This is a genomic window from Acinetobacter sp. YH01018, from assembly GCF_013420295.1.
Classification (GTDB): Bacteria; Pseudomonadota; Gammaproteobacteria; order Pseudomonadales; family Moraxellaceae; genus Acinetobacter.
On record NZ_VOYL01000005.1, the window covers coordinates 80,918 to 93,081 of the forward strand.

15 protein-coding genes and 2 tRNA genes are annotated in these 12,164 nt (G+C 40.6%); 10 read left to right on the plus strand and 7 right to left on the minus strand.

Annotated elements, in window-relative coordinates; genetic code table 11:
- Window positions 1-89: 89 nt before the first annotated feature.
- On the minus strand, window positions 90-626 hold the full coding sequence (locus FTT83_RS03380; RefSeq protein WP_180042345.1) for a hypothetical protein: 537 nt from the start codon (window positions 624-626) through the stop codon (window positions 90-92).
- A 349-nt stretch (window positions 627-975) separates the two neighbouring features.
- Here FTT83_RS03380 and cysD point away from each other — a divergent pair, with 349 nt between their 5' ends.
- From cysD to FTT83_RS03405, 5 genes are all read left to right on the plus strand, one after another.
- Window positions 976-1,884, plus strand: a complete 909-nt coding sequence (cysD, locus tag FTT83_RS03385) for a sulfate adenylyltransferase subunit CysD (RefSeq protein WP_171259703.1) — start codon at window positions 976-978, stop codon at window positions 1,882-1,884.
- A gap of 84 nt (window positions 1,885-1,968) precedes the next feature.
- Entirely contained in the window at window positions 1,969-3,585 is a 1,617-nt protein-coding gene (gene cysN / locus FTT83_RS03390; protein WP_180176219.1) for a sulfate adenylyltransferase subunit CysN, read from the plus strand.
- Between the two features lie 69 nt (window positions 3,586-3,654).
- Complete coding sequence (locus FTT83_RS03395) at window positions 3,655-4,542, plus strand: hypothetical protein (RefSeq protein ID WP_180042341.1); 888 nt, start codon at window positions 3,655-3,657, stop codon at window positions 4,540-4,542.
- A gap of 63 nt (window positions 4,543-4,605) precedes the next feature.
- Window positions 4,606-5,115 (plus strand): PadR family transcriptional regulator, encoded by a 510-nt coding sequence (locus FTT83_RS03400; protein ID WP_180042339.1) that lies wholly within the window; start codon window positions 4,606-4,608, stop codon window positions 5,113-5,115.
- Window positions 5,116-5,149: 34 nt separating this feature from the next.
- On the plus strand, window positions 5,150-5,398 hold the full coding sequence (locus FTT83_RS03405) for a DUF2798 domain-containing protein (protein WP_180042415.1): 249 nt from the start codon (window positions 5,150-5,152) through the stop codon (window positions 5,396-5,398).
- A gap of 69 nt (window positions 5,399-5,467) precedes the next feature.
- Here FTT83_RS03405 and FTT83_RS03410 read toward each other — a convergent pair whose 3' ends face one another.
- The 3 genes from FTT83_RS03410 to FTT83_RS03420 all read right to left on the minus strand — a co-directional run bounded on the left by FTT83_RS03410 (window position 5,468) and on the right by FTT83_RS03420 (window position 6,675).
- Entirely contained in the window at window positions 5,468-5,746 is a 279-nt protein-coding gene (locus tag FTT83_RS03410; protein ID WP_180042337.1) for a hypothetical protein, read from the minus strand.
- Between the two features lie 135 nt (window positions 5,747-5,881).
- Complete coding sequence (locus tag FTT83_RS03415) at window positions 5,882-6,211, minus strand: co-chaperone YbbN (protein WP_180042335.1); 330 nt, start codon at window positions 6,209-6,211, stop codon at window positions 5,882-5,884.
- 92 nt (window positions 6,212-6,303) lie between these two features.
- Window positions 6,304-6,675 (minus strand): GNAT family N-acetyltransferase, encoded by a 372-nt coding sequence (locus FTT83_RS03420; protein ID WP_257224411.1) that lies wholly within the window; start codon window positions 6,673-6,675, stop codon window positions 6,304-6,306.
- A 128-nt stretch (window positions 6,676-6,803) separates the two neighbouring features.
- On the opposite strand from FTT83_RS03420, the gene FTT83_RS03425 reads away from it, so the two are divergent.
- The 3 genes from FTT83_RS03425 (at window position 6,804) to FTT83_RS03435 (ending at window position 9,280) form a co-directional block, all read left to right on the plus strand.
- A complete protein-coding gene (locus FTT83_RS03425; protein ID WP_180042333.1) occupies window positions 6,804-7,796 on the plus strand; it encodes an NAD(P)H-quinone oxidoreductase in 993 nt (330 codons plus the stop codon).
- A 241-nt stretch (window positions 7,797-8,037) separates the two neighbouring features.
- On the plus strand, window positions 8,038-8,238 hold the full coding sequence (locus FTT83_RS03430) for a hypothetical protein (protein ID WP_086176233.1): 201 nt from the start codon (window positions 8,038-8,040) through the stop codon (window positions 8,236-8,238).
- A 136-nt stretch (window positions 8,239-8,374) separates the two neighbouring features.
- Window positions 8,375-9,280: a YafY family protein gene (locus tag FTT83_RS03435; RefSeq protein ID WP_180042331.1), complete on the plus strand. Its 906-nt coding sequence runs from the start codon at window positions 8,375-8,377 to the stop codon at window positions 9,278-9,280.
- 122 nt (window positions 9,281-9,402) lie between these two features.
- On the opposite strand, the gene FTT83_RS03440 is transcribed toward FTT83_RS03435, so the two are convergent.
- Window positions 9,403-9,488: transfer RNA gene (locus FTT83_RS03440), tRNA-Leu, on the minus strand.
- A gap of 10 nt (window positions 9,489-9,498) precedes the next feature.
- A tRNA-Cys gene (locus tag FTT83_RS03445) sits at window positions 9,499-9,572 on the minus strand.
- Window positions 9,573-9,725: 153 nt separating this feature from the next.
- Between FTT83_RS03445 and folD the strand changes: the two genes are divergently transcribed.
- A complete protein-coding gene (gene folD / locus FTT83_RS03450) occupies window positions 9,726-10,574 on the plus strand; it encodes a bifunctional methylenetetrahydrofolate dehydrogenase/methenyltetrahydrofolate cyclohydrolase FolD (RefSeq protein ID WP_180042329.1) in 849 nt (282 codons plus the stop codon).
- Between the two features lie 265 nt (window positions 10,575-10,839).
- The gene (locus tag FTT83_RS03455) at window positions 10,840-11,508 is read left to right on the plus strand and encodes a methyltransferase (protein ID WP_180042327.1); all 669 of its coding nucleotides are present in this window, start codon (window positions 10,840-10,842) and stop codon (window positions 11,506-11,508) included.
- A 33-nt stretch (window positions 11,509-11,541) separates the two neighbouring features.
- Here the strand turns inward: FTT83_RS03455 and FTT83_RS03460 are convergent, their stop codons facing one another.
- Window positions 11,542-11,970, minus strand: coding sequence for a hypothetical protein (locus FTT83_RS03460; RefSeq protein ID WP_180042325.1), 429 nt, complete (start codon window positions 11,968-11,970; stop codon window positions 11,542-11,544).
- Window positions 11,971-12,164 lie beyond the last annotated feature (194 nt).

The following is a 12,164-nucleotide window of genomic DNA, read 5'->3' on the forward strand; positions in this document are numbered from 1 at the left end:
TAAGACTTGATGAATCGGTTAATAGACTAGCTTTAATATTTTATCTTAAATGGACCAAGCTGCATGGCAGCTATCTTAAATAAGCACGATTAAAGTAAACAGGTTTGAATACGCACTTTCATGTTCAATGCCTGTTGCAGAATAAAGGCTTTCATCCAGTTGACCTGTTGTCCCATCGGATTGGTTTTGATGGCTGTCTTCAAGAAATCCAAGTTGGCCTGATTGAACAGTTGTGTTTCAATGGCCTGTTCAAGCTGAGCACTACTGGCTGTCATGGGCAGGCTCACCAGATAAAATGCCTTGGGATAGTTATAAAAGGCATACAACAAGTTAAAGGCTTTTTGATCGGCCTTAAGATTGCCTGCACCAATTTCATAGCTGCGATCCTGATTGCTATGGGTGACACCAATTAAAAAATCAAAATGATTATCCGAAAGTCTTAGTCCAAATTGCAGCCCAATCTGGTCAGCGGTGAGCTCATGTTGCACAAAATTATTCAGGATGGAGCCATCTTCTCCCCAAGGTTCTTGCAGCACCAGTAAATGTGGATTGTGCTGATAGATGTGGCCTGCAAGCTGTGCCTGTTCCAGGCTGGATTTCACGGATTCAATAGTATGGTCTGGCATAGGTATAATTCAAAAGAATACAGGAGATGGGAGAAAGTTTAGTTACTCTATGCAATTTTCAGCATGAATTACATAGATGTTTTAGAGGAATTAACAATCAGATTAGATTTTGTACATTTTAATGTTGGCTTGCGGTAAGGATTATCTCTGAATACAATAATAGATCATCATTTAAGTAAATCATTAATAAAAACTTATACTCTTTATTAGTTAAGCTTTATATGAGAAATATGCATATTAATATAATAAAACAAGCAATAGATGTGATAACTAAATCTCTATAATGAATATATATATTTTTAAAAGTGTAATAAGTACACGTTGATCTGAGCTGGTGTTGTCAATGTCCATAACTGAGGAAAGACTTACTCATCTTAAACAGCTTGAAGCTGAGAGTATTCACATTATTCGTGAAGTGGCTGCCGAATTTGAAAATCCGGTCATGTTGTATTCTATTGGTAAAGATTCTGCAGTAATGCTGCATCTTGCTTTAAAAGCATTCTATCCTGCAAAACTTCCATTCCCGCTACTGCATGTAGACACGGGCTGGAAGTTCAAAGATATGATCAAATTCCGCGACAACATGGCGAAAACCCATGGTTTCGATTTGATCGTGCATCAAAACAAAGAAGGTAAAGACGCTGGAATCAACCCGTTTGATCACGGCAGCTCTAAATATACCGACATCATGAAAACCCAGGGCTTAAAACAGGCTTTGGATAAATACGGTTTTGATGCTGCTTTTGGTGGCGCGCGCCGTGATGAAGAAAAATCACGTGCCAAAGAACGTGTTTATTCGTTCCGTGATACAAAGCACCGTTGGGACCCTAAAAACCAGCGTCCTGAGCTTTGGAACCTTTACAACGGTAAAGTGAACAAAGGCGAAAGTATTCGTGTATTCCCGTTATCAAACTGGACTGAGCTTGATATCTGGCAATATATCTATTTGGAAAGCATTCCATTAGTACCACTTTATTTGGCTGCAGAACGTCCTGTAGTTGAACGTAGTGGCACACTGATTATGGTTGATGATGAACGTATGCCTTTACATGAAGGCGAAGTTCCACAAATGAAATCGGTACGTTTCCGTACTTTAGGTTGTTACCCATTAACGGGTGCAGTTGAATCAACTGCCAACACCTTGCCGGAAATTATCCAGGAAATGCTTTTAGCCACCAGTTCTGAACGTCAGGGTCGTATGATTGACCATGATGAAGCAGGTTCGATGGAGAAGAAAAAGCAGGAAGGTTACTTCTAATTTCCTGATGAAAGTCCCCCTTTGTAAAAGGGGGAAACAGGGGGATTAAAAACTGATTTCAACGAATTTGTGGAGCTTTGAGCAATGTCTCATCAATCAGAATTGATTAGCCAGGATATCCTGGCGTATTTAAAACAGCACGAAAATAAAGACCTGCTACGTTTCCTGACTTGCGGTAACGTGGATGACGGTAAATCGACTTTAATCGGTCGTTTGCTTTACGATTCAAAATTGATTTATGAAGATCAATTGCAAGCCGTAACCCGTGACTCGAAAAAAGTGGGTACAACGGGTGATGCACCTGACTTGGCGTTACTTGTAGATGGTCTGCAAGCTGAACGTGAGCAGGGGATTACCATTGATGTGGCTTACCGTTATTTCTCTACCGAAAAGCGCAAGTTCATCATTGCCGATACTCCAGGGCATGAGCAATACACCCGTAACATGGCGACAGGTGCATCTACCTGTGACCTTGCAATCATCCTGATTGATGCGCGTTACGGTGTACAAACCCAGACCCGCCGTCATACCTATATTGCAAGCTTGCTCGGTATTAAGAACATTATTGTTGCGATCAACAAAATGGACCTGGTGGAATTCTCTGAAGCGCGCTTCAATGAAATTCAGGCCGACTATGCCAACTTCGTAAACCAGTTAGGCGACCGCAAGCCAAGTAACATCATCTTTACGCCTATTTCTGCATTGAATGGCGATAACGTGGTGAACAAGTCTGCCAATACGCCGTGGTACACTGGTGAAACCTTGATGGGTACGCTTGAGTCTGTAGAAATTAACCGTGATACCGCGAAACGTGATTTCCGTTTCCCTGTTCAATATGTTAACCGTCCGAACCTCGACTTCCGTGGTTTTGCCGGGACGATTGCGCTGGGTGAAATCAATGTCGGCGATACAGTTGTGGCTTTACCATCGGGTAAGACTTCAACAGTGAAAGAAATCGTGACTTATGATGGCAACCTTGAACATGCTTTTGCTGGTCAAGCGGTGACATTAACGCTGAATGATGAAATTGACGTATCACGCGGTAATATGCTGGTTCGTGCAGATCAGGGCATTCCTGCCATTTCACGTTCGGTTAAAGCGACTGTGGTATGGATGGCGGATCAACCGCTGGTCATTGGCAAGTTGTATAACATCAAAATCGGTACACAAACGGTTCCTGCCAAAGTGACTGGCATTAACTTCCGTACCAATGTAAATACACTTGAACAAATGCAAGTGGATCACCTTGATCTGAATGCGATTGCCAATGTGACTGTTGAATTTGATGCGCCAGTGGTCTTTGACCGTTATCAGGACAGCCGTTACACCGGTTCGTTTATCTTCATTGATCGTTTGAATAATGTCACGATTGGTGCGGGTATGGTGGAAGAGTCTGTTGAATGGACTGCACATAGCAACCCTGTAACAGCGGAAGACCGTGCGGCACGTTTGGGTCAAAAACCTGCGTCAATTACGGTATCGGCCAAAGCACTGGAAAATGCGCAAGCGCTTGAAAACTTGTTATTGCAACAAGGTATCGTGGCGATTGCAAAAGCTGATCTTGATGCCGCGCAAGTTGCACTGCTTCGTGAAACAGGTATTGCAGTCATTACTACTGTTGCAGAAGGTACAGATGTAAGCTTCGCACAAGAGTCGGTTGAAGAACTGGCTGAGAAGATTGTGGAATTGGTTCGTCTGTAATAGATTGATCTAATTTAAAAAACCCGCTGAAAGGCGGGTTTCTTTTTAATTATATTTTCATGAGTTGTTATGAAAAAACCTGATCAAAACTTAGATGAAGATTTTACTTCCAATCATATTTTAAAATTAGAAATAAAAGAGCTTAAAGCTGTATATGAGCGAAGTATTGCAACTAGAGACTTTGAAATACAGCAACTTCAAAATAGAAATAATTATTTTATTATTTTCCAAGGCGTAATGCTTTCAGGAGTTCTGATGGCATCAGCTAGTAAGCCATTAGCTGAGTTTTTCATTTGCTTATTTTGCGTTTTCTTTTCTATATATCAGACTAATATTGCTGCAGGTGCAAAGTATTGGCAAGAATATTGGGAATTAAAGACTTCGAAATCTGAAAAAGTATTAAGGGAAAAATTTGATAAATATATGGAAATTTATAAAGAAAATTTAATTAGAAGAATTAGTAATGAAATTGAATATTTAACGATACTAGGTATGTATGACGAAAAAATAGAGAAGTTAAAAGAAGAAATAGGGAAGATAAAGGATGGTAAGTATATATTTTATCACCTATTCGAGTTTTTAGAAAAAGATGATCCTAGGTTCAAAGATCTGGAGGAGTTTAAAGAGGATTTAAAGAAAAAAATAGAAGAAAACGAGAAAAGTTTTGATCCTATGTTTAAAGATTCAGTGAACGTCTTTGATCTTATTAGTAACTTTTTAGTGTTGAGAAAGTATTCTGTAAGTCGTATTCCTATTATTGTTGGAATCTGTTTCACTGTGCTCTGGATTAGTTTATTTGTAAGCACTATGAAATTTGGTGGTGAGAACTTGATGATAGTTAAAGGTTTTACGATAGAGCCTAATACCCATTCACTCGTTGATGCTGGTGAGTTACCTAAATCTGAGTTAGATAAAGAAAAGACAAATATTATTAAAGTCAAACAGATTGTAGAATAACATTTGCATTTAGCTTAAAATAAACTAAGATATATCTTATATTAATTTAAGATTAATCTTAAGATGTCAATCCAAGATCTCATTGCTGACGCTGAAAGCAAACCAACGACGCGTAAACGCCTGTTTGAAGCCGGACAGATGAAGCTCTTGGTGCTGCATTTCATTGCCCAATCCCCAAAGTTTAGTTACGACATTATCAAAGAGGTGGCTGGTTTGGTAGGCGGGAACTACAAGCCGAGCACAGGCACCATCTGTCCGACGATTCACTATCTTGAAGAACATCACTACACAGAAGTGAAGCTGAGTGAGGATGAGCGCAAGCAATATCACATTACAGCCAAAGGCCTAAAACATTTAGCTGCGCATCAAGACGAAATCAATAAAGTTCTCGACCGCTTTAATACGCGTAAGCAAATCCAGAACAACGAACACTATGTCGATATCAAACGTGCGATGGAAAACCTGAAAACTTCATTGCGCCTTAAGATTCAACATACCGAACTGAACCCAGAGCAAATCCGTGAAATCTCCGGAAAGATTGATCAGGCAGCAGTAGAAATTGCACGTATGTAATTCGATTCACGATTTAAAAAGATTAGGTTAAATGATGAAAAATAATTTCCCAAAATTCCACCCAAAACATCTGACTTGGCTGATGCCACTTATCCTTTCAGGCATTATGAGCGGAGCAATTTCCTGCTTTAACATGTTGCTGAATAAAGGCTTGGTTGATGGCTTCTTTTCTCTGTGGCTACATGCATGGAGCTTGTCATGGCTGATGGCATTTCCACTGATTCTGGTGATGCTGCCATTGGTGCGTAAATTTCTAATGCAATTTGTAGAAATGCCCAAGTAAAAAATGATTCGGTTTGATTTAAAAACTGTCAAAACCATACATATAAGAGACGGGATGAATATATAAGATTTAGTCCCATTTTTTTCTCAGCCAGATCACTAAACGGGTCAAAATTAGCAGTACGGCAAAATAGATCTGAAAGACGGCTGCAAAAATCATGATCCAGCCGCTATTCCCCGGGGTCTTTCTTGCATCAAGCTCAATGATAAATACCAAAATTGCAACCACAATTTCAAAAACAATCACAGTTTTAAATAGCCAGACCCACGGAAAACGCAACAACCAGGTCAGGAAAATAACGCCTAAACCAGGGAACAGGCAAAATAGGAAAATGACTTTTAAATCCATAATAATTGAGTATTTTTTATTGTGGGTGTGGGGCTAACAATATATTGAATAAAAATAGAAATAAAGCAATGCACTTGAAAAGACTATGCAATATTCAATAGGGTATTTTTATCATGTAACCATAATAATTTTAGATTAGTTCATTGAATCAACAATGCATTTCATTTCATTCAAACTTTTTACCCCTGCAATCCGTTGAATGATTTGTCCGTTTTTAAAAATCAGTGTAGAAGGCAAACCGTAAACGTTATAGCGCAAGGTCAGAATCGGGGATTGATCGACATTGATCTTACCGAATTTGATCTCGGGCTTTAGTACAGCATAATGTGCTGCCAACTGTTCAAATACAGGAAAATTTTGTACACACGGGGCACACCAGTTGGCATAAAAACGAATCACGGCAAATCCTTCAAACCATTCAAAGTCACTATAATTATCTTCATTGTATTCAATGACGGCTGACATAAACTTCCTGATATTTTCCCAATTAATGCTTAGACCAAGTCATGCTTAATTCTGCATGACCCGTGTTTTTATCCATAGCTTGGCTGATGACTTTAAAGCCCTGCTGCTGATAAAAATTGACCGCTGCGGTATTTTCCAGTATAGACATTTAAATGCAATTCATCACATTGCTGTTTAAAAAAATCAATCAAGGCCGTACCGTATCCCAAACCTTGCTGATGAGGCGCAATAAAAAGTGCAGCCAGCGCTGATTCTGATCTTAATAAGGATGCAAAACCTGCGACAGTTTGATTTTCCTTGATCACATAATTTTCGGCTAAAGGCAGGTAAAGATCACGCATCGGAAGCAACTGCTGTTCCCAGTAAGAAGCAGGAATAAAATCATGTGCCTGTAGGGAAGCATTGAGCCAGATGTCTAAGATAGATTCCATATCCTGCATTTCAGCTTTTTGAATAGTTGCCATGCGCTCATATCATTTTGCTGAATAGTAGGCAGATTATACATAAGTCCACAGTTATTCATTCCCGGCTATTTCTATGTTCAAATAGAATAGTAAATTTTAAAAAGTAATGAATAGATCAGGAATAAATTATGTCACAAACGACTATGCAACAAGTCATCATCACAGAACCGGGCGGCGTGGATAAACTCGCTTACGAAACTGTTGCAGTACCTGAAGCTAAAGCAGATGAAGTCTTGGTGAAAGTGCATGCATTTGGCATTAACCGTCCTGACATCTTGCAGCGTCAAGGTCTATATCCAATGCCTAAAGGAGTAACGCCTGTACCGGGTTTGGAAGTGGCTGGTGAAGTGGTGGCTGTAGGAACTGAGGTTTCTAAGTTTAAAGTTGGCGATCAGGTGTGTGGCCTGACCAATGGGGGTGGTTATGCAGAATATTGTGTGGTGCCTGAAAGCCAGACCTTGAATATTCCTGAAGGTGTGAGCTTTACTCAGGCAGCCGCGATTCCTGAAACCTTCTTTACCGTATGGGTGAATGTGTTCCAGATGGGTAAAGCCAAGGCAGGGGAAACGGTACTGGTACATGGTGGAACAAGCGGGATTGGAACGACTGCTTTAATGCTGTGTAAATCACTCGGCATCAAAACGTTTGCAACCGTAGGTTCAGATGAAAAAGTGGCAGCAATTTCGGATTTAACCACGGCAATCAACTATAAGACTCAGGATTTCGAGCAAGTCATTAATGAGGCTACTGACAATGGTGGTGTTGATGTGATTCTGGATATGGTGGGTGCGCCATATTTAGAACGTAATTTGAATTTGCTGCGCCGTGATGGTCGTCTGGTTTATATCGCATTCTTGGGTGGTGCAAAAGCCAAAGAGGTCAAACTCGGTCAAATCATGATGAAACGCCTGACTATTACCGGTTCAACCATGCGTGCACGTAACACTGCGGAAAAAGCTGAAATTGCTCAAGGTCTGCAAGAGCATGTTGCACCGCTGTGGGCAAAAGGAGAATGTTTGCCGATGATCTATAAAACTTTTAAGTTTGACCAGATTCAGGATGCTCATGCGGTGATGGATACCGGTGAACATGTTGGTAAAGTTGTGGTAGAAATCCTCTAATCATTCCTGTGATTGAAATACTAAAAGCCAACATATGTTGGCTTTTATTTTGCTTACAATAAAAATGATAAGTAACTTAAATTAATAGATAAAAATAAGGTTATAAAATTTTAAAAAATGGTAAAAAATATCGATTGTTCGACACAACCTGTCAAAACCAGGGAGTAGATTAAGATTTAGAATAATCCGACTAAATTGTTTGGAATTAATTGAAACGTCATGTAATAAAAGGAAGTATATTATGAAAATAGTCTCAGCTCCTTATACATCTGAACATGGCTTACGCGCCTTGAAGCGATTGCATAAAGCCATTATTTGCAATCAGGTATTACCTTCTAATCTGCATCAGTTTTATAAAGCGATGCTGCATCTTGAGCGTTATGTTGAACGGCTTAATCCCAAACCGCCGACAAAAGGTGTCACCAGCCGTTTCAAATCCTGATTCAAGTTTATCCTATTAGGCTTAAGTTGAAATAAATATTTAAAATTAAGTTTTTGATTGGTAGTATAATTTTTAGATAATTTAAAAAATTTTAGCATTTTAGGTATTGTGCTTTTATTGCACAAAGAGGGTGTTTATGAAGGGCAATGCATCAACGCATGAGCGCCTCGCAGAGCGTTTGGCCAATATTTTAACCAAACTGAATATAGGGCATCAGTTAAGTGTACAAGAACTGGCGGGTGAGTTTCAGGTCAGTACCCGAACCATTGAACGGGACTTTGATCGGCTTAATTCATACTTGCCTTTGATTCAGGATGGAAACACTAAACGCTATTATCTGGAACCTTCCTATTTAGGCCGTTTTAAACTGCAGGATATCCAGAATTTTGCGCAACTGTCGGGAATTAGTGAGCTTTACCCGACGCTGGATATTTCTTTTTTACGCGAATTGCTGGACGAGCGGGCGAATCAGGTCTTCTCGGCAAAAGGCTATTATTTTGAAGATAGCAAACGGTTTGCTGAACATTTTAAGCTGCTTAGCGCTGCGATTTATAAACGTCAATGGATTGAGCTGCAATATCGTGATCAATGCAGAATCATCCAGCCTTATCGTTTAATCCATCATCATGGCATCTGGTATTTGGCGGGTGTCTTTCAGAAAAAACTGCAGACTTATCGCTTAAGTCAGATTCAGCAGGTGAAACTGCTATTTGAGGCAGAAAATTTCCAACATGATGCCGAGATATTAAAAATACTGGCTGATGAGGAAAGCATCTGGTTTGGACAGCAAAAACAGCAGGTTTTTATCCAGGTAAAGGCTGAGGTTGCGGTATTTTTTAAAGAGCGGCGTTTGTTTCCAGAGCAGCAGATTGAGCAGGAATCCACATCGGGAGAATTATTAATCAGCTGTCGGGTTCGCCACGAAATGCAGTTGTTGCCTTTAGTGCGGTATTGGCTACCACATGTCAGGATTATTCAGCCAGTTCATTTGCAGCAAAAACTGGAGCAGGACTTGGAGAACTATTTGCGCTCTGCGGGATGATAGCCAAAGAGCATAATAGTGGAATGTAATTCAGAATAAAAATCTGAGTTGCTAAATTTTAGGCATAAAAAAACCAGCTTAATGCTGGGTTCTTTATTTACACCATCTTAGTAGGCTAAGAATGGTGCCCGAGGCCAGACTCGAACTGGCACGCTTTGTGGGCGGGGGATTTTAAATCCCCTGTGTCTACCGATTTCACCACTCGGGCTTAACAAGATTGGAGGCGGAGGTCGGAATCGAACCGGCGTACACGGAGTTGCAGTCCGCTGCATGACCACTCTGCCACCCCGCCATGTCTTGTTGCTGCGTATATTATCAAGCCCTGAAAAAAAAACAATAGTAGATTTATGCAGATGTGCAGAAAAGCAGCATATAACGGAAAATATTTAAAATATTCATGTAGAATGTGCGAAATTGATTCATATCAACATTTGGGAGAAGTGCCGTGGCATTAGTATTAGATGGTCGTGCATTGGCAAAGAAAATTGAGGCTGATTTGTTAACTCGCGTAGAAGCGTTAAAAGCAAAATCAGGTCGTACTCCAATCCTTGCGACTATTTTGGTGGGTGACGATGGCGCATCTGCAACTTATGTGCGTATGAAAGGAAATGCTTGCCGCCGTGTCGGTATGGATTCATTGAAAGTTGAACTTCCGAAAGAAACCACGACTGAAGAATTACTGGCTGAAATTGAAAAACTCAATGCCAATCCTGATGTTCACGGTATTCTTTTACAGCACCCAGTGCCTGCACAAATTGATGAGCGTGCTTGTTTCGATGCCATTTCACTGGCGAAAGACGTTGATGGTGTAACTTGCCTGGGTTATGGTCGTATGGCAATGGGTGAGGCAGCTTATGGTTCTGCAACGCCTGCAGGTATCATGACTATCCTGCAAGCCAATGATATTGAGATTGCAGGTAAACATGCAGTCGTTGTTGGTCGTTCTGCAATTTTGGGTAAACCGATGGCTGCAATGTTGCTTGAAGCTAATGCAACAGTAACGATTTGCCATTCACGTACACAAAACCTGGCTGACTTCGTTAAACAGGCTGACATTATTGTCGGTGCAGTAGGTAAAGCTGAACTGATTCAAAAAGACTGGATTAAACCAGGCGCAGTTGTGGTTGATGCCGGCTTCCACCCACGTGATGGCGGTGGTGTAGGTGACATCCAGTTGGTTGGTATTGAAGAAGTGGCTTCTGCTTATACACCAGTTCCAGGTGGTGTAGGTCCTATGACCATTACCACTTTGATTCGTCAAACTGTTGAAGCTGCTGAAAAGGCTTTAGGTTAATCTTTTAATTAAAAGATGGTGAAGTCACGACGGAGTCTTACCGTTGTGACGATCGATGTAAGAAGCTCGTATGTTACTTTTGTTTCGGCAAAAGTAACCAAAACCATTTGTCACCCACAGAACTCGGCATTTTGTGTCATTTAATCTGAAATGTCGCAGAAACAATTTTAAATAAATTTAGGTTTGCCTCGAACAGCTGCGGATGACTTGGTCGCGTATCAAATCCCTTTATAAGTTTCAATAAGATCATCGCCAAGGCTTAAGCATGAGCTGTACTTTCCAATTTCCAAAAGCCCCCGAACATTTAATTCAAGCTTTGCATGAAGTGATTCCAAACTGTGAGCTACTTGCCCAGCAATTGCCTGAAATCCCCATTTCACTGTGGCTGATTCCACCGGTCTTTCCGACAGACAAACTCGATGACGAAGTGATTCGTCGGATCTGGAATGATACGCCATACTGGATATTCTGCTGGGCTTCAGGACTTGCTATGGCACAGTGGCTCTTAGCTGAACCACATCATGTGAAAGACAAGGTGGTACTCGACTTTGGTGCGGGGTCGGGTGTGGTTGCAATTGCAGCGAAAATGGCAGGAGCGAAGCGGGTGATCTGTTGTGATATTGATCAGGTCAGTCTGGATGCGTGTCGTGCCAATGCCGAGTTGAATAATGTCGAGCTGGAATATCTGGATGATTTATATAAAGCAGAACAGGTTGATGTACTACTGGCCGCAGATGTACTGTATGACCAATGCAATCGCTTCTTTTTAGATGAGTTTCTAAAGTTTGCCCCGGAAGTATGGGTGGCAGACAGTCGGGTGAAAAATTTTAGTCATCCAAACTACGAAAAACTGGATGAACGTAGTGCCACGACTTGGCCAGATCTGGATGAAGCAAAGGAATTTCGTAATGTCAGTTTTTATAAGACGCTATAAATAGCGTCTTATTTCTGTCTAAATTATTAAGTTTTAAGAGCAGGTATAGCGAACCACACTTAAGGTGCTTGGACGCGCTTCTAACGACTGACGAGTAGCCATATTTTCACTATTATATAAGTCTGGGGTGTTGCTTAGACTTATGCTGGTACGGCTCTGGCCCAGTTGACGACCATAGTGTGGAGTTTGTATTTCCGGATTGGCAATTTCACTAATGCTCAGGATCGTTAATTTATATTGTTTATTTAAGCCTAATACTTTTTGGCAGGCACGCTGTAATTTCTGTTCATCTATTTTCTGGTTTTGACGAATAGCCAAAGTATAAGTCAATGTTGCGCTATTGGCAGACTGGCTTTCAATCTGATAGCCGACATTACCATTGTATTGGCGCGGAGTACTTTGACAGGCAGTCAGTGCAAGCGCAAGCAAACTTAAACCCAACAATTTATAGCTCTTGTTCATCTTCAAAAAATCCCGGTGTTATTATTCTACTCAGTATGCCATAAGCCCGATTTTTTAACGATCTTGAGGCAGTGTATATTCCATAAAAAAGCTTTCCAAATGTGACCATCTGGAAAGCTGATGCCATCAGAATAAAAAAAATAAACACTTGATTCATTTTGTCTGCATTGAAGTGAATGACAATTATTCGGTGT

What these genes read in the sequence shown, in the direction of transcription:
- FTT83_RS03380 (WP_180042345.1), bottom strand. Translation starts at nt 626, where the DNA reads ATGCCAGACCATACTATTGAATCCGTGAAATCCAGCCTGGAACAGGCA.
- cysN (WP_180176219.1), top strand. Translation starts at nt 1,969, where the DNA reads ATGTCTCATCAATCAGAATTGATTAGCCAGGATATCCTGGCGTATTTA.
- FTT83_RS03395 (WP_180042341.1), top strand. Translation starts at nt 3,655, where the DNA reads ATGAAAAAACCTGATCAAAACTTAGATGAAGATTTTACTTCCAATCAT.
- FTT83_RS03400 (WP_180042339.1), top strand. Translation starts at nt 4,606, where the DNA reads ATGTCAATCCAAGATCTCATTGCTGACGCTGAAAGCAAACCAACGACG.
- FTT83_RS03405 (WP_180042415.1), top strand. Translation starts at nt 5,150, where the DNA reads ATGAAAAATAATTTCCCAAAATTCCACCCAAAACATCTGACTTGGCTG.
- FTT83_RS03410 (WP_180042337.1), bottom strand. Translation starts at nt 5,746, where the DNA reads ATGGATTTAAAAGTCATTTTCCTATTTTGCCTGTTCCCTGGTTTAGGC.
- FTT83_RS03415 (WP_180042335.1), bottom strand. Translation starts at nt 6,211, where the DNA reads ATGTCAGCCGTCATTGAATACAATGAAGATAATTATAGTGACTTTGAA.
- FTT83_RS03420 (WP_257224411.1), bottom strand. Translation starts at nt 6,675, where the DNA reads ATGGCAACTATTCAAAAAGCTGAAATGCAGGATATGGAATCTATCTTA.
- FTT83_RS03425 (WP_180042333.1), top strand. Translation starts at nt 6,804, where the DNA reads ATGTCACAAACGACTATGCAACAAGTCATCATCACAGAACCGGGCGGC.
- FTT83_RS03430 (WP_086176233.1), top strand. Translation starts at nt 8,038, where the DNA reads ATGAAAATAGTCTCAGCTCCTTATACATCTGAACATGGCTTACGCGCC.
- FTT83_RS03435 (WP_180042331.1), top strand. Translation starts at nt 8,375, where the DNA reads ATGAAGGGCAATGCATCAACGCATGAGCGCCTCGCAGAGCGTTTGGCC.
- FTT83_RS03455 (WP_180042327.1), top strand. Translation starts at nt 10,840, where the DNA reads ATGAGCTGTACTTTCCAATTTCCAAAAGCCCCCGAACATTTAATTCAA.
- FTT83_RS03460 (WP_180042325.1), bottom strand. Translation starts at nt 11,970, where the DNA reads ATGAACAAGAGCTATAAATTGTTGGGTTTAAGTTTGCTTGCGCTTGCA.